The sequence below is a fragment of the Bradyrhizobium sp. 172 genome (assembly GCF_023101065.1).
GTDB lineage: Bacteria > Pseudomonadota > Alphaproteobacteria > Rhizobiales > Xanthobacteraceae > Bradyrhizobium > Bradyrhizobium canariense_D.
In genome coordinates, this window is the sequence record NZ_CP064701.1 from 7,415,042 (window position 1) to 7,430,333 (window position 15,292).

At 63.9% G+C, this 15,292-nt stretch carries 16 protein-coding genes; 13 read left to right on the plus strand and 3 right to left on the minus strand.

The annotated features are described in order from the left end of the window. Window positions 1-90 precede the first annotated feature (90 nt). Window positions 91-1,683, plus strand: a complete 1,593-nt coding sequence (locus IVB07_RS35235) for a choline dehydrogenase (protein WP_018457561.1) — start codon at window positions 91-93, stop codon at window positions 1,681-1,683. Between the two features lie 64 nt (window positions 1,684-1,747). Here IVB07_RS35235 and IVB07_RS35240 read toward each other — a convergent pair whose 3' ends face one another. After that, window positions 1,748-2,509, minus strand: a complete 762-nt coding sequence (locus IVB07_RS35240; RefSeq protein WP_026233399.1) for an SDR family oxidoreductase — start codon at window positions 2,507-2,509, stop codon at window positions 1,748-1,750. A gap of 118 nt (window positions 2,510-2,627) precedes the next feature. On the opposite strand from IVB07_RS35240, the gene IVB07_RS35245 reads away from it, so the two are divergent. The 3 genes from IVB07_RS35245 (at window position 2,628) to IVB07_RS35255 (ending at window position 5,036) form a co-directional block, all read left to right on the plus strand. Continuing rightward, window positions 2,628-3,140, plus strand: coding sequence for a CvpA family protein (locus IVB07_RS35245; RefSeq protein WP_018457563.1), 513 nt, complete (start codon window positions 2,628-2,630; stop codon window positions 3,138-3,140). 127 nt (window positions 3,141-3,267) lie between these two features. Continuing rightward, complete coding sequence (locus IVB07_RS35250; protein WP_007605221.1) at window positions 3,268-4,050, plus strand: SDR family oxidoreductase; 783 nt, start codon at window positions 3,268-3,270, stop codon at window positions 4,048-4,050. Next, window positions 4,047-5,036, plus strand: a complete 990-nt coding sequence (locus tag IVB07_RS35255) for an NADPH:quinone reductase (RefSeq protein WP_018457564.1) — start codon at window positions 4,047-4,049, stop codon at window positions 5,034-5,036. The genes IVB07_RS35250 and IVB07_RS35255 overlap by 4 nt, the downstream gene beginning before the upstream one ends. A gap of 12 nt (window positions 5,037-5,048) precedes the next feature. Here IVB07_RS35255 and IVB07_RS35260 read toward each other — a convergent pair whose 3' ends face one another. Further along, on the minus strand, window positions 5,049-5,525 hold the full coding sequence (locus IVB07_RS35260; RefSeq protein ID WP_018457565.1) for a DUF3775 domain-containing protein: 477 nt from the start codon (window positions 5,523-5,525) through the stop codon (window positions 5,049-5,051). A gap of 136 nt (window positions 5,526-5,661) precedes the next feature. Here IVB07_RS35260 and IVB07_RS35265 point away from each other — a divergent pair, with 136 nt between their 5' ends. The 8 genes from IVB07_RS35265 to IVB07_RS35300 all read left to right on the plus strand — a co-directional run bounded on the left by IVB07_RS35265 (window position 5,662) and on the right by IVB07_RS35300 (window position 13,520). Further along, the gene (locus IVB07_RS35265) at window positions 5,662-6,510 is read left to right on the plus strand and encodes an MBL fold metallo-hydrolase (protein WP_026233400.1); all 849 of its coding nucleotides are present in this window, start codon (window positions 5,662-5,664) and stop codon (window positions 6,508-6,510) included. A 127-nt stretch (window positions 6,511-6,637) separates the two neighbouring features. Further along, a complete protein-coding gene (locus IVB07_RS35270) occupies window positions 6,638-7,480 on the plus strand; it encodes a fumarylacetoacetate hydrolase family protein (protein ID WP_018457567.1) in 843 nt (280 codons plus the stop codon). Window positions 7,481-7,636: 156 nt separating this feature from the next. Continuing rightward, on the plus strand, window positions 7,637-8,248 hold the full coding sequence (locus IVB07_RS35275) for a glutathione S-transferase family protein (RefSeq protein ID WP_247767408.1): 612 nt from the start codon (window positions 7,637-7,639) through the stop codon (window positions 8,246-8,248). Window positions 8,249-8,263: 15 nt separating this feature from the next. Then, window positions 8,264-9,133: an MBL fold metallo-hydrolase gene (locus tag IVB07_RS35280; protein ID WP_018457569.1), complete on the plus strand. Its 870-nt coding sequence runs from the start codon at window positions 8,264-8,266 to the stop codon at window positions 9,131-9,133. A gap of 134 nt (window positions 9,134-9,267) precedes the next feature. Beyond that, window positions 9,268-10,419 carry an alpha/beta hydrolase gene (locus IVB07_RS35285; protein ID WP_026233401.1) on the plus strand — a complete coding sequence of 384 codons (1,152 nt, stop codon included), beginning with the start codon at window positions 9,268-9,270 and terminating at the stop codon, window positions 10,417-10,419. Window positions 10,420-10,481: 62 nt separating this feature from the next. Continuing rightward, the gene (gene mbfA, locus IVB07_RS35290) at window positions 10,482-11,453 is read left to right on the plus strand and encodes an iron exporter MbfA (RefSeq protein ID WP_247767409.1); all 972 of its coding nucleotides are present in this window, start codon (window positions 10,482-10,484) and stop codon (window positions 11,451-11,453) included. 230 nt (window positions 11,454-11,683) lie between these two features. Further along, the gene (locus IVB07_RS35295; RefSeq protein ID WP_018457572.1) at window positions 11,684-13,156 is read left to right on the plus strand and encodes an amidase; all 1,473 of its coding nucleotides are present in this window, start codon (window positions 11,684-11,686) and stop codon (window positions 13,154-13,156) included. Window positions 13,157-13,166: 10 nt separating this feature from the next. Beyond that, complete coding sequence (locus IVB07_RS35300) at window positions 13,167-13,520, plus strand: nuclear transport factor 2 family protein (protein WP_018457573.1); 354 nt, start codon at window positions 13,167-13,169, stop codon at window positions 13,518-13,520. Between the two features lie 57 nt (window positions 13,521-13,577). On the opposite strand, the gene IVB07_RS35305 is transcribed toward IVB07_RS35300, so the two are convergent. Then, a complete protein-coding gene (locus tag IVB07_RS35305; RefSeq protein WP_018457574.1) occupies window positions 13,578-14,060 on the minus strand; it encodes a CinA family protein in 483 nt (160 codons plus the stop codon). Between the two features lie 169 nt (window positions 14,061-14,229). Here IVB07_RS35305 and IVB07_RS35310 point away from each other — a divergent pair, with 169 nt between their 5' ends. Continuing rightward, window positions 14,230-15,288, plus strand: a complete 1,059-nt coding sequence (locus IVB07_RS35310) for an amidohydrolase family protein (protein ID WP_018457575.1) — start codon at window positions 14,230-14,232, stop codon at window positions 15,286-15,288. The last annotated feature ends 4 nt before the right edge of the window (window positions 15,289-15,292 follow it).

Genomic DNA, 15,292 nt, shown 5'->3' on the forward strand with positions numbered 1-15,292 from the left:
AAGCAATCCAGAATCCCTCCGCGGCAAAGGTCTGGATTGCTTCGCTTGCGCTCGCAATGACGGAAAGAATGAATGCAGGGGGAAACATCAGTGACGGACACATTCGATTTCGTCGTCGTGGGCGCGGGCTCCGGCGGCTGCGCGGTGGCGGGGCGGCTGTCGGAGGATGCGGGGACATCCGTGGCGCTGCTCGATGCCGGCGGTCGGAACGACAATTGGCGGATCACCACGCCGTTCGGACTGGCTTTGCCATACAAGGCGGCGAACTGGGGTTTCGATACCGTGCCGCAGAAGGGATTGAACGGCCGGATCGGCTATCAACCGCGCGGCAAGGGACTCGGCGGATCCTCGGCGATCAACGCCATGGTCTATATCCGCGGCAACAAATGGGACTACGACCACTGGGCCTCGCTCGGCAATGCCGGCTGGTCATATGCCGACGTGCTGCCCTATTTCAACCGCTCGGAGAACAACGCCGATTTCGACGGCGCCTATCATGGCAAGGGCGGCCCGCTGCATGTCAACAGACTGCGCGCGGACAATCCGATCCACGACATCTTCCATCAGGCCGCCCGCGAGGCGCAGTTCCGCATCCGCGAGGACTTCAATGAAGAGGATCACGAAGGGCTCGGCAGCTACCAGGTGACCCAGCACAATGGTGAGCGCTGGAGCGCGGCGCGCGCCTATCTGCATCCCCACATGGACAAGCGCGCCAATCTGCGTGTCGAGACGCAGGCGCATGCCACGCGCATCCTGTTCGAAAGTGGGCGCGCGGTCGGCATCGAATATGTCCAGGGCAAGCAGACAAAGAAGCTACGCGCCCGTCGCGAGGTGATCCTCGCCTCCGGCGCCTTCCAGTCACCGCAATTGCTGATGCTGTCGGGCATAGGCGACGGCAAGGCGCTTGCCGCCCACGGGATCGACGTCGTGCATCATTTGCCGGGCGTAGGACGCAATCTGCAGGATCATCCGGATTTCGTGTTCGTCTACGCCTCCGACTATCCACACTTCGTCCATTCGTCGCTCGGCCGGCTACCATCCCTGCTCCGCGCCATCCAACGATACCGCCGGGAGCGGCGCGGCCTGATGACCACCAATTTCGCCGAGTGTGGCGGCTTCCTGAAGACCCGGGCCGACCTCGATGTGCCCGACATCCAGCTGCACTTCATCATCGCGACGCTCGACGACCACGGCCGCAAGAAGCACAAGGAGGCGGGCTTCTCGTGCCATGTCTGCCTGTTGCGGCCGAAGAGCCGTGGCAGCGTCTGGCTGAAAAGCGCCGATCCGCTGGCAGCGCCGCTGATCGATCCGAATTTCTTGGGCGAGGCGGAGGATCTCGAGACGATGGTCGCGGGCTTCAAGACGACGCGAAGGCTGATGGAGACGCCCGCGATGCGCGCGTTGCAGAAGAAGGACATGTTCACGTCCGATGTGAGAACGGACGACGATATCCGCGCCATCCTGCGCGCGCGTGTCGACACCGTCTATCACCCCGTCGGCACCTGCAAGATGGGCACCGACGCGATGGCCGTGGTCGATCCGGCGCTGAAGGTGCACGGCGTGGAAGGTCTGCGCGTCGTCGACGCCTCGATCATGCCGACACTGATCGGCGGCAACACCAATGCGCCGGCGATCATGATCGGCGAGAAGGCGGCGGATATGATCAGGGGCGAGATGCGGTGACTCTACCTCGTCGTCCCGGCCTAGTGCGCAATTGCGCATGGGGGGCCGGGACGATAGCAGCTTCTCAATTCAGCAAGAACCCGCCGTCCACCGTCACCACACTGCCCGTCATGTACCGCGAGGCCTTCGAGGCCAGCAGCAGGATCGCGCCGTCGAGATCGGACTCGGCGCCGATGCGGCGCTGGGGAATGCGCTTGGTCAGGCGCTCGCCCGGCGGCGTCGCCCAGAACGCGTGGTTCATCTCGGTGTCGATGTAGCCGGGTGCCAGCGCGTTGACGCGGATGTTCTGCCCCGCAAGCTCCAGCGCCATCGCTTTGGTCGCCTGGATGATGCCGGCCTTGGAGATCGCGTAAGGCGACACCGCCTTCAGCACGCCGGTGCCGAGCACGGAGGCGATGTTGACGATGTTGCCTGCCTGCTTGCTCGCGATCATGCGGCGCGCGATCTCGGTCGCGAGGAAATAGGCGCCCTTGAGATTGGCGCCCATCACCGCGTCCCAATCGGCCTCGGTCTGCTCGGTCGCGAGCTTTTCGATCGCGATGCCAGCATTGTTGATCAGCACCGTGACCGGGCCGAGCGCGGCTTCCGTGGCATCGAGGGCCCTGGCGATCGATGCGATGTCGGTGACGTCGAGCGCGACGGCGGCGGCGCGGCCGCCCTTGCCGCGGATCTCGTCTTCCAGGCTCTTCAGCTTGTCGGTCTGCCGCGCCGCGAGCGCGACGGCCGCGCCATGTGCCGCCAACACCCGGGCAAATTGCCGCCCCAAGCCCTGGCTCGCACCTGTGACGAGGATGGTTTCTCGACTGACGTCGAATAGGTCTGACATTGGGCGCGTCCCTGAGCTTTGGGGTCATCGGTTTTGGCCATCAATACAGACGATTTTAACGATCTGAAACCGGAATGATCGGTTCTGCGTTCACTCGTTCCATGGCAGGCTCCCGCGCATGAACAGTTTCGATCTCGCCGTCTATGCGGCGCTCGCCATCGCGATCGGCTTCGGTTTCAGGACCGGCCTGCTCGGCAGCGCCATGACGATCCTGGCCTATCTCCTCGCCGCCCCCATCGCGGTTGCGCTGATGCCGCTGATCGTCCCGCAGGTCGCGGGCAATCCGAATGCGCCGCTGCTGCAGAACTGGATCTGGTTCTTCGGCATCTTCGTGGTGGTCGGCATGCTGTTTGGACATCTCGGCCGGCTGGCGCTGAGCGACACGATACGCGACGCCGGCATCGGCGACCGCCTCGGCGGCGCCGCGCTCGGCGCCATCAGGGTCGGCCTCGTCGCCACCACCTTGGTGCTGGTGTTCGACCAGATCGTGCCGGCCAACCGGCAGCCGCCGTTCCTCGCCGGTTCGCATCTGCGGCCGCTGTTCTCGACGGTCGGCCAGATGGGCTTCAAGTCGCTGCCGCCGGAGGCGGCCTCCGCGATCGACCGTCTCAAGCAGGAGCGGCGCATCTGATGAGGCGCATTTGCATCGCCGCGCAAGCGTGCATGCATTTTGATGCGAGCCAATCCCTTATCAGCGGCGCCAAGGTTGGCTAGAATAGCGGCTCTAAAAACCTGCCTGACATTACGGGAGTGAAACAGTGGATCTTGGGATCAAAGGCCGCCGCGCCATCGTCTGCGCATCCAGCAAAGGCCTCGGACGCGCCTGCGCCATCTCGCTGGCCGAGGCCGGCGTTCACGTCACGCTGACCGCGCGCGGCGCCGAGGCCCTGAAGAAGACGGCCGACGACATCCGCAAAGCCTATCCTGATGTGACCGTCACCGAGATCGTCGGCGACATCACGACGCCGGCGGGCCGCGAGGCCGTGCTCAAGGCCTGCCCCGAGCCGGACATCCTGATCAACAATGCCGGCGGACCTCCGCCCGGCGATTTCCGCAACTGGACCCGCGACGACTGGATTAAGGCGATCGATGCCAACATGCTGACCCCGATCGAGCTGATCAAGTCGACGGTGGACGGCATGATGGCCCGCAAGTTCGGCCGCATCGTCAACATCACCTCAGCGGCGGTGAAGGCGCCGATCGACATCCTCGGTCTCTCCAACGGCGCGCGCGCCGGCCTCACCGGATTCATTGCCGGCCTGTCGCGCAAGACCGTGATCAACAACGTCACCATCAACGGCCTGCTGCCGGGCCCGTTTGAGACCGATCGCCTGCGCAGCACCGCGAAGGGGGAATCCGAGAAGCGCGGCATCACGCCGGACCAGGTTCTGGCCGAGCGCGCCAAGCTCAATCCCGCGGGCCGCTTCGGCGATCCCGAGGAGTTCGGCTATGCCTGCGCATTCCTGTGCGGCGCCAAGGCCGGCTTCATCACCGGGCAGAACCTTCTGCTCGATGGCGGTGCCTTCCCGGGAACGCTGTGAGGGCGGTCTGGTACGAGGAGACAGGACCGGCGGCGGACGTCCTCACCTATGGTGAGATGGCCACGCCGGTCGCAGGTCCAGGCGAAGTTCGTATTCGCCTGGAAGCCTCCGGCGTCAATCCGGCCGATGTCGGCCGGCGCGGGGGCGGCTATCGCGCCAAGGAATTTTCGCGCGTCATTCCGAACAGCGATGGCGCGGGCTTTATCGACCAGATCGGCGATGGCGCGACGCGGTTCAAGATCGGCGACAGGGTCTGGCTGTTCAACGGCCAGCGTAACGGCCGCGCCTTTGGCACCGCGGCCGAATATATCGCGCTTGCCGAGCATCTGGTGACGCCGTTGCCGGACAATCTCTCTTTTGCGGAAGGCGCGACGCTGGGCATTCCCGCAATGACGGCGTGGTGCTCCCTGTTTGCGGACGGGCCGATCGTCGGCAAGTCGGTGCTGGTCACCGGCGGCGCGGGTGCAGTCGGACATTACGCCGTGCAACTCGCGAAATGGGGCGGCGCGCAGGTGATCGCGACCGTCAGCTCGGCGATAAAAGGCGAGCATGCGCGACAAGCCGGTGCCGATCTCGTGGTCAATTACAGGGACGAAGATGTCGTTGCCAAGGCCATGGCCTTCACCGGCGGACGCGGGGTCGACCAATTGGTCGATGTCGATTTCGGCGGCAACATCGCGACGACCCTGAAGTTGATGGCCATGAATTCGACAATCGCGGTCTACGCCACGAACGGCAACCGCACGCCGACCGTGCCGATGCGCGAGCTGATGGAGAAGTGCATCACGCTCCGCTCGCTCGTCTTGTTCGCGCTGCCGCCGGCGCTGCTTGCGGCGGCGCAGGCCGACATCTCGAAATGGCTGGCAGCGGGGCCGCGAATCCACAATGTCGCGGCGCAGTTTGCGCTGTCGGAGACGGCGCAGGCCCATGTCGCCGTCGAGAAAGGCGACAAGCTCGGCACCGTGGTGGTCGACTGCGCGCGCTGATATCGGCCGGAATCACCGCTGCTTGGTGATCTCGTCTTCGTCCCGCTGGCTTGGAGCGGATGAATCGGCCACCAGGTCTCCGTCGGTCCAGTCGACGCCGAATTCATCGAGCCCGTCGGCGAGCAGATCGCCCAGCATCGGCTCACCGAGCAGATAATGCGCCGTCTCGCGCCGGGGACTGCGATACTCCGCGCGTGCTTCCACGGCGCGTGCGCGCAAATCGTCCCAATCGTCGATCGTGCCGTCGCCGCGGCCGAGCCAGGTCAGCGCGACGAGATCGATCTGCTCGTCCTCGTTCATGGCCACGATGAAACTTCCGAGTTCGTTGACGACCGGATCGGAGCCGTCATCCTCGAGGACGTCGACCGCATCGTCATCAGTCGCATTCGAGCCGGAATCCGGATCGGAATCCGCCTGCTTGACGTCGAATTCACGCGCCTTTTCGATGATGAAGGCGACCTTCTCCGCGGAAATCGCAAGCTCTGGCATGGCTGGCCCTTTGTCTTTCCCTGGGTTCCCGCGATAACGCCGCACGGCGTCAGATGATCCATTGCGCCTGAGGGCGAAACTGCGCATGTTCCCCCGCAAAGCAAGAACATCAAACAAGAACATGGGGATGCGCCGGATGCAGTGGAAAGTCGGCAGGGTCAAGATCACCAAACTCGTCGAGATGGAGACGGTGGGTTCAACCCGCTTCATCCTCCCGGCAGCAACCAACGATGAAATCCGGAAGCTGCCCTGGCTGATCCCGCATTTCGCCACGGAAGAAGGCCGGCTGAAAATGTCGATCCATTCGCTGGTGCTCGAAACTCCTTCGCGCCGCATCGTGGTCGATACCGGACTTGGCAACGACAAGCAGGGCCGCAACGTCCCGACCTGGAACAATCGCACCACACCATTCCTGGAGACGATGATTGCGGCGGGCTTTCCGCCCGACAGCATCGATACCGTGCTGTGCACGCATCTTCATGTCGATCATGTCGGCTGGAACACGAAATGGGTCGACGGCAAATGGGTGCCGAGCTTCCCCAACGCGCGCTACGTCTTCGGCAAGACCGAATACCAGCACTGGCGCGACCACTCCACCGAGCCGGACAAGCAGGCCGTGTTTGTCGATTCCGTGAAGCCGATCGTCGATGCCGGCCGGGCGGAGTTGGTCGCGAGCGACCACCGGCTCAGCGAGGAGATCAGCATGATCCCAACCCCCGGCCACAGCCCCGGGCATATGAGCGTTCTGATCCGGTCGGACGGCGAGCAGGGACTGCTGACGGGCGACGTCGCCCATCATCCCTGCCAGATGGCGCATCTCGGCTGGTCCTCGAACGCGGATTCCGATCAGAGCCAATCTGCCGCGACGCGGCGCGAATTGTTCGGCCGGTTTGCCGACACCCCGACGCTGGTGATCGGCGGGCACTTTTCGGCCGGGCACATCAAGCGGGATGGGGACGCATTCAGGTTCGAGGCGCTGGCCTAGTCTCGTGCCCGGACGAACCTCCCGAATCGAGAGGGCTGCAATGCGCCCTCTTTGAGCGGTTGAATTTCCCGCCGCCCTGTTCCATGAAGCTGTTTAACCGATCGGTCCATTCCAGGGAGAAACGAGAATGAAGCTTGTTCGTTATGGCGAGAAGGGTGCGGAAAAGCCCGGCCTGATCGACAAATCCGGCCAGTTGCGGGACCTATCGGCGCATGTGAAGGACCTGACCGGCGAGGCCTATTCGCCCGAGAGCCTGAAGAAGCTGGCGGCGCTCGATCCCGCCTCGCTGCCCGCCGTCTCCGGCAAGCCGCGGTTCGGCGCCCCCGTTACCGGCATGTCGAAATTCGTGGCGATCGGCCTCAACTACAGCGACCACGCCAAGGAGACCGGCGCGGAGATCCCGAGCGAGCCGATCATTTTCATGAAGGCCAACACCTCGCTGTCCGGCCCGAACGACGCCATCGAGAAGCCGCGCGGCTCGACCAAGCTCGACTGGGAGGTCGAGATCGCCGCGATCATCGGCACCCGCGCAAAATACGTTTCGGAAGCCGACGCGCTCAACCACGTCGCCGGCTACTGCGTCTGCAACGACGTCTCCGAGCGCGCCTTCCAGATCGAGCGCCTGGGTCAGTGGACCAAGGGCAAGTCGCACGACACGTTCGGCCCGCTCGGCCCCTGGCTCGCCACCAAGGACGAGATCAAGGACGTGCAGAACCTGCCGATGTGGCTCGACGTGAACGGCCAGCGCCGTCAGACCGGCTCGACCAAGACTATGATCTTCTCGATGGCCAAGTGCATCTCCTATGTCTCGCAGTTCATGACGCTGCTGCCGGGCGACATCATCACGACAGGCACCCCGCCCGGCGTCGGCCTCGGCATGAAGCCGCCGACCTTCCTCAATGTCGGCGACGTCATCACGCTCGGCATCGAGGGTCTTGGCGAGCAGCGCCAGGAGATCGTCGCGGCGTAAGCCTCGGCCAGCGCACACTCGTCGTCATGCCCGGGCTTGTCCCGGGCATCCACGTCTCACAGTCTAGCCACGCGGAAGCGCGTGGATGGCCGGGTCAAGCCCGGCCATGACGGACGAGACACCATTTGCTCAAGACCGATCGCAGGGAATTGTCCCATGAAGCTCACCTTCTCCCCCGCCTCGCCCTTTGCCCGCAAGGTGCGCATCGCCGCGATCGAGCTCGGGCTGATCGACAAGATCGAACTCACGCCGGCGAGCGTCGCGCCCGGCACGGCCAACGAGGACTATTCACGCATCACGCCGCTGAAAAAGCTGCCGGTGCTGATCACCAATGACGGCGACGTCATCCTGGACTCGTATGTCATCGTCGAATACCTCAACGAGATGGCCGGCGGCAGCCTGATCCCCGATTACGGTCCGCGGCGCTGGAAGGCCAAGACCAATCATTCCCTGATCAACGGCATGCTCGATTCCATGCTGCTGTGCCGCTACGAGAAGATGGTGCGACCGCAGGGCCTGCAATGGCAGGCGTGGTCGGACGACCATTGGAATCGGGCCTGGACCGGCATGGCGCGCTTCGAGAACATGCCCGATGTCCTCAACGATCCGTTCGACATCTCGCAGATCGGCCTCGTCTGCGTGCTCGGCTATGCCGACTTCCGCTTCGCCGATTGCGGCTGGCGCAAGGCCTATCCGAAGCTCGATGCCTTCCATCAAAAGATGCTCGAGCGGCCCTCCGTGAAGATCTCGGTGCCGCCGGCGGCGTAAAGCGCGGGAGTTCATATGAGCCTGAAATACGCGGTCGGCGATCTCACCATCCATCGCATCATCGAGCAGGAAACCTCGTTCGTCCCGGCGCTGGAGATGTTGCCGGGGCTGACACCGGAGCTGCTGGCCGAGAACCGCGCGTGGATGAGGGAGGCGAAAGCCTTGGATGACGGCGACACATTGATGCTGTGCTTCCAGTCCTATGTGATCAAGACGCCGCACCACACCATTCTGGTCGACAGCTGCATCGGCAACGACAAGCCGCGGCCGCAGCGCCCGAAATGGAACATGAAGACCGACGACACCTATCTGCGCGGACTCAACGCTGCCGGATTCTCGCCTGACGACATCGACTTCGTGATGTGCACGCATCTGCATGTCGATCACGTCGGCTGGAACACGCGTCTGGAGAACGGCCGCTGGGTGCCGACCTTCCCGAAAGCGCGCTACGTCTTCGCCAAGCAGGAGTTCGATCATTGGACCGAGCAGAACGCGAAGGCGGAGGTGCCGCCCTTCGCCGACAGCGTGCTGCCGGTGGTCGAGGCCAAACGCCACGAGCTTGTCGGCAACGATCACCAGATCGGCGATCACGTCCGCATCCTGCCGACGCCGGGCCACACGCCGGGCCATATCGCCATCACGATGGGCCACGGCAAGGACGACGCCGTGTTCTCCGGCGACCTCATGCACTCACCGATCCAGACGCTCTATCCGGAGCTGTCGGTCAAGTTCGACCTCGATCAAGCCAGGGCGGCAACGACGCGCCGCAGCTTCCTGGAACGCTATTGCGACACCGACACGCTGTGCTGCACCGCGCATTTCCCGTCGCCGTCCGTTGGGAAGATCCGGCGCAAGGGCAGTGGCTTCGTATGCGCGGCGGTGTAGTCGAATGGCGCAATCGTAGGGTGGGCAAAGCGAAGCGTGCCCACCATGCCAAACGCGTTGTAGAATGATGGTGGGCACGGCGCGCGAAGCGCGCCTTTGCCCTCCTTACGATTCCACCCGTGTGGAGAAAGCAAATGACAATGCTCCCCGACATCCCGCTCCCCGCCGGCATCCGCTCACGCTATGTCGACGATATCAACGGCCTGCGCATGCATGTGCTGGAGGCCGGCTTCGAGACCAAGGGGCGGCCCTGCACCCTGCTGCTGCACGGCTTTCCCGAGCTTGCCTTCTCCTGGCGAAAGGTGATGCCGGCGCTGAGCTCGGCTGGCTATCACGTGATCGCGCCGGACCAGCGCGGCTATGGCCGGACGACGGGATGGAGCGCGGAGTATGACGGCGATCTCGCGCCCTTTTCGCTCTTCAACCTGGTGCGGGATGCGCTCGGGCTGGTGTCGGCGTTCGGCTACAGGCAAGTCGACGTGGTCGGACATGATTTCGGCAGCCCAGTCGCGGCCTGGTGCGCGCTGATGCGGCCCGACGTATTTCGTTCGGTGACGATGATGAGCGCGCCATTCGGCGGAGCGCCGCCGCTGCCGTTCAACACGGTCGACACGCCGGTAAAGCCAGCGGCCGAAGACCCCGTGCATCGCGAGCTCGCCGCCTTGCCGCGTCCACGCAAGCATTATCAATGGTACTATGCGACACGCCCGGCCAATGCCGACATGCACCGCGCGCCACAGGGCGTGCATGATTTCCTGCGCGCCTACTATCATCACAAGAGCGCGGACTGGACCGACAACAAGCCATATCCGCTGAAATCCTGGTCGGCGAACGAGCTTGCGAAGCTGCCGACCTATTATGTGATGGACCTGAACGAGACCATGGCCGAGACGGTCGCGAAGGAGATGCCCTCGCAGGCCGCAATCGCCGCCAATCAATGGCTGCCCGACCGCGAGCTCGGCTACTACAGCGCCGAATATGGCCGCACTGGATTCCAGGGCGGCCTGCAATGGTACCGCTGCGGCACATCGGGCGCATTCAACAGCCAGCTCCAATTGCTGGCCGGCCGCAACATCGACATCCCCTCCTGCTTCATCTCGGGCAAGCAGGATTGGGGCACCTATCAGCGTCCCGGCGTATTCGAGGCCATGCAGGCGCGGGCCTGCACGAAGCTGCTGGGCTGCCACCTCGTCGATGGCGCCGGTCACTGGGTGCAGCAGGAGCAGCCGGCCGAGGTGAGCCGCCTGCTGCTCGATTTCCTGGCGAAGAGCCGCGGCGTGGTTTGACCCGGTAACCCAAGCGCCCTATATAGTTTAGAATTATTCTAAACTAATCAGACAGGGCCGCCGTGAAGAATTTTGCCGATCTGACCGAGCGCGAGGTGCTTGCGGTCGCAATCTCCTCCGAGGAGGAGGACAGCCGCATCTACATGAGCTTCGCCGAAGACTTGAAGGAGCGCTATCCGGACTCCGCCAAGATCTTCGAACAGATGGCCGAGGAAGAGCGCGGCCATCGCCACATGCTGCTGGAAATGTACGAGCAGCGCTTCGGTCCGCATTTGCCCCCGATCCGCCGCGAGGACGTCAAAGGCTTCCTGCGCCGCCGTCCGGTCTGGCTCACCAAAAACCTGTCGCTCGACACCATCCGCAAGGAGGTCGAGACAATGGAATTGCAGGCCGAGCGCTTTTACGTGAAGGCCGCTGAACAGGCGCAGGATGTCGGCGTGCGCCGCCTGCTCGGCGATCTGGCCGAGGCCGAGAAGGGCCACGAAAAGGTGGCGGCGAAGCTGACGGATCGGATCCTGAGTTCAGACGTGCGCGCCGAGGAAGACCGCACCAACCGGCGCATGTTCGTGCTGCAATATGTGCAGCCAGGTCTCGCCGGCCTGATGGACGGCTCCGTCTCGACGCTGGCGCCGCTGTTTGCGGCTGCCTTCGCCACGCATCAGAATTGGCAAACATTTCTGGTCGGCCTCGCCGCCTCGATCGGTGCCGGCATCAGCATGGGCTTTGCGGAAGCGCTGTCCGATGACGGCTCGCTGACCGGGCGTGGTTCGCCCTGGCTGCGCGGTCTCACCTGCGGCTTGATGACGACGCTAGGCGGGCTTGGGCACACCCTGCCCTATCTCGTGCCCGATAGCTGGGCCAACGCATTCTGGATCGCGACGGGAATCGCCGGAATTGTCGTGTTCTTCGAATTGTGGGCGATCGCCTTCATCCGCGCGCGCTACATGGACACGCCGTTCCTCCAGGCCGTGTTCCAGATCGTGCTCGGCGGCGCGATCGTGCTGGCGGTGGGGATATTGATCGGAGCGGCGTAGGACGCCTTCATGCCCCGGCTTGACCGGGCATCCAGCACGCCGCGACCTGTCCGTGTCCAATCGGCGCCGGTGGAATACTGGATCGCCCGGTCAAGCCGGGCGATGACTGCGAGTGGTTGCTTGGCTCACCGCGTTCCGTCTTGCTCAGATGTCAATCGCGATCAAACGGCGGTTGCGGTGCTGGGCCAAACTGCGCATCATTGTTCCACGCTAAGAACAGGAGATGCGGGATGGCCAAATCCGAATGGAGCTTCAAGAGCGCGGTCGAGCTGTCGGCGGCACTGACGGCCAAGAAGGTTTCCGCGGTCGAGCTCACGCAGGATGCGATCGACCGCATCGAACGGCACGACAGCAAGGTCAACGCGATCTGCGTCCGGGATTTCGACCGTGCGCTGGACGCCGCACGCGAGGCAGACGCCGCATTGGCGCGCGGCGAGCGAAAGCCGCTGCTCGGTCTCCCCATCACTGTGAAAGAATCCTACAACATCGCCGGCCTGCCCACGACCTGGGGCTGGACGCCGCAGAAAGATTTCAAGCCGGCGGAGGACGCGCTGTCGATCGCCCGGGTCAAGGAGGCCGGTGGCGTCATCCTCGGCAAGACCAACGTCCCCGTGGGCTTGGCGGATTGGCAGAGCTACAACGAGATCTACGGCACGACGAACAATCCGTTCGATCTCGGCCGCACGCCGGGTGGCTCGTCGGGCGGCTCGTCTGCGGCGCTCGCGGCAGGCTACGGACCACTCTCGCTTGGGTCCGACATCGGCGGCTCGTTGCGCGTGCCCGCCTTCCATTGCGGGGTCTATGCGCATAAGCCGACCTACAATCTCTGTCCAACGCGTGGCCACACGCCGCCGCCCTTTCCAGCCATCCCGATGGAGCGCGATATGGCGGTGATCGGTCCGATGGCGCGGAGCGCAGTCGACCTGCCCCTGCTCCTGGACGTGATGGCAGGCCCCGATCCGTTGGACCTGGGCATCGGATACAAGCTCGCGCTGCCGGAGGCGCGACACCGCGCGCTGAAGGATTTCCGGGTGCTGGTGATCGACAGCCATCCGCTGCTGCCTGCGAATGCAGATATTCGCGGCGCGATCGAAAAACTGGCGGGGCAATTGACGGGCACGGGCGCGCGCGTCGCGCGCGAAAGTCCGCTGTTTCCGGACTTCACGGAGGCTTCTCGCCTCTACATGCGCATGCTGATGAGCTTCCTCGGCGCCTTCCTTCCGCCGGACAATCTCGCGCGCGCGCGTGCCGGTGCAGCGCAGCTCTCACCCGACGACAAGAGTCTCGCTGCCGAACGGCTGCGTGGTATCACCAGCACGCATCAGGCCTGGGTATTCGACGAGGGCGCCCGCGCCGGCCTGCGCGCGCAATGGCGGCAATTGTTCAAGACATTCGATGCGGTGATCTGTCCGATCATGCCCACGCCGGCCTATCCGCATGATCATTCGCCGGAGCAGGAAAAGCGCCGAATCAACATCGATGGCAAGGACCACGCCTATCCGGACCAGCTTGCGTGGCCCGGCATCGCCACGCTGACGGGCCTGCCGGCAACGGCTGTTCCACTCGGCCTATCGAAGGACGGCCTGCCGGTCGGCGTGCAAATCATCGGGCCCTTCCTCGAGGACCACACGCCGTTGAAGCTCGCCGAGCTGATCGAACGCGAGTTCGGCGGGTTCGTGCCGCCGCCCTTGTTCAATGACTGAGAGAAACCCCATGAGCAACGACCTCGAACAGCTCACCGCGCTCAACCGCGACTATGTGGCCTCGGTGCAGAATTGCGACGTCAAGCGCTTCGACGAGATTTTGGCGCCGGAGTTCTACTGCTCCAATCCCGACAAGACGCTGGTCGATCGCGAGGCCTTCCTGAAGCAGACGGCGCGGCCGATTGCGATCCGAAACCTCAGAGAGCACGACGTCATCATCCGTATCATGGGTGATTTCGCCATCATCCACGCGGCAACGAGCTACACCAATGCGGACGGCCAGCAGGCCACCGGGCGCTATACCGATTGCTGGGCGAAGACGAACGGGACGTGGCTGGCGGTGTCGGCGCACGTGTCGCGGTAAAGAGCGCGTCACACCACACATTCTCCGGCACAGCCAGATATTCGGGAGGCCGCGAGCTCACCGCTCCAGATTCTTCAGCAGCAATTTCAGCGCTGTCGCTGCAAAGGTCTGCATATTGGCCAAGCGGTCGTTGCTGCCCGTCTCAAGCGTCATCACCTCGACTGCGGGCCCGGCGACCGCCATGCAGCTGTGGCCCGCCGCATCGCCGTAGCGATTGCCGGTGGGACCGGACGCCCCGGTCTCCGACAGGCCCCAATCGCAGTTGAAACGGCTGCGCATCTGCCCGGCCAGCAATTGCGCGTAGGGCTCCGAGGAGGAACGAAAGCCCTTCATTCCTTCGTCCGAAATATCCATCAGCACGCGCCTGGCATCGCGAGTGTAGACCACGGCCCCGCCGAGGAAATAAGCGGACGCGCCGGGCACCGCGAGAAGGCTGGCCGAGATCAGGCCGCCGGTCGAGGATTCCGCAACAGCAATGGTCTGTTTGCGCGCGATCAGCTTCGCTGCGACCTGTTCCGCAATGCCGACGAGCTCTTTCATTCCTTGACCCCTTATTGCTTCGCAACCGAGCTCGGCCTTTCTAGCATATGACAGCGCCGTTGGCCGAGTTGCAGCCAACGGGCAGGCCTGCTTGAATGGCGGCCAAAGGGCGGAGCGGCCAAGCTCTGCCCGCGGGAAAGACGCGACGAGGAAACGTGAAGGACACGTCATGGCGTCCCTGATCGCCGGCGGAGTGGATTGCGATGTGCATCCGGCCGTGCCGCATCTGACCAGCCTGCTGCCGTACCTGAACGAGTATTGGCGCGATCAGGTGACGACGCGCGGCATGGTCGATCTCATCTCGCAATCCTACCCGCAGAACTCGCCGATCACGGCGCGGCCCGACTGGCGCCCCGAAAGCGGCAAGCCGGGTGAAAGCCTGGCGGACATGCAGCGCCATGTGCTCGATCCCTTCCAGCTCTCGCACGCCATCTGCAATCCGCTCTACGGCGTGCAGATGGTGTTTTCAGAGGATCTGCAGGCCGCCTTCTGCCGCGCGCTGAACGACTGGCTCGTGAAGGAATGGCTCGATCGCGATCCGCGGCTGCGCGGCTCGATCGTGATCCCCACCCAAAGCGTCGAGAAGGCCGTCGCCGAGATCGAGCGCTGTGCGACGGACCGCCGCTTCGTGCAGGTGCTGATGCTCGTGATGGGCGATACGCCGCTCGGCAAGCGCGCGCTCTGGCCGATCTACGAGGCGGCGGAACGGCTGGAATTACCGATCGGCATTCATGCCGGTTCCGCCTATCACAATCCGCCGACCGCCGTGGGCTGGGGTTCCTACCACATCGAGGATTATGCCGGTCAGGCCCAGGCGTTCCAGACCCAGCTCACCAGCCTGATCGTCGAGGGCGTGTTCGTCAAATATCCGCGGCTGAAGATGGTGATGCTTGAATCCGGGGTGTCCTGGATCTCCCCATTTCTATGGCGCCTGCACAAGTTCTGGCGTGGGGTGCGGATGGAGACGCCGTGGGTTGATCGCGCGCCGCTGGACATTGTGCGCAGCAACATCCGCTTCTCGTTGCAGCCATTCGATGCACCGCCGGATGAGGCGACATTAATTCGCCTGTTTGATCATATGCAGTCCGACGAATTGGTCGTATTCTCCACCGACTATCCGCACTGGCAGTTCGACGGCCAGGAGGCGCTGCCCGCAGGTCTCACCCCCGATCTCGTGCGCAAGATCATGATCGATAATCCGCATGCGACCTATCCCCGCCTGACTTAGCCGC

Coding starts and splice junctions, on each gene's coding strand:
- IVB07_RS35280 (WP_018457569.1), top strand. CDS start 8,264: ATGAGCCTGAAATACGCGGTCGGCGATCTCACCATCCATCGCATCATC.
- IVB07_RS35275 (WP_247767408.1), top strand. CDS start 7,637: ATGAAGCTCACCTTCTCCCCCGCCTCGCCCTTTGCCCGCAAGGTGCGC.
- IVB07_RS35300 (WP_018457573.1), top strand. CDS start 13,167: ATGAGCAACGACCTCGAACAGCTCACCGCGCTCAACCGCGACTATGTG.
- IVB07_RS35310 (WP_018457575.1), top strand. CDS start 14,230: ATGGCGTCCCTGATCGCCGGCGGAGTGGATTGCGATGTGCATCCGGCC.
- IVB07_RS35260 (WP_018457565.1), bottom strand. CDS start 5,525: ATGCCAGAGCTTGCGATTTCCGCGGAGAAGGTCGCCTTCATCATCGAA.
- IVB07_RS35285 (WP_026233401.1), top strand. CDS start 9,268: ATGACAATGCTCCCCGACATCCCGCTCCCCGCCGGCATCCGCTCACGC.
- IVB07_RS35245 (WP_018457563.1), top strand. CDS start 2,628: ATGAACAGTTTCGATCTCGCCGTCTATGCGGCGCTCGCCATCGCGATC.
- IVB07_RS35265 (WP_026233400.1), top strand. CDS start 5,662: ATGCAGTGGAAAGTCGGCAGGGTCAAGATCACCAAACTCGTCGAGATG.
- IVB07_RS35270 (WP_018457567.1), top strand. CDS start 6,638: ATGAAGCTTGTTCGTTATGGCGAGAAGGGTGCGGAAAAGCCCGGCCTG.
- IVB07_RS35305 (WP_018457574.1), bottom strand. CDS start 14,060: ATGAAAGAGCTCGTCGGCATTGCGGAACAGGTCGCAGCGAAGCTGATC.
- IVB07_RS35240 (WP_026233399.1), bottom strand. CDS start 2,509: ATGTCAGACCTATTCGACGTCAGTCGAGAAACCATCCTCGTCACAGGT.
- IVB07_RS35295 (WP_018457572.1), top strand. CDS start 11,684: ATGGCCAAATCCGAATGGAGCTTCAAGAGCGCGGTCGAGCTGTCGGCG.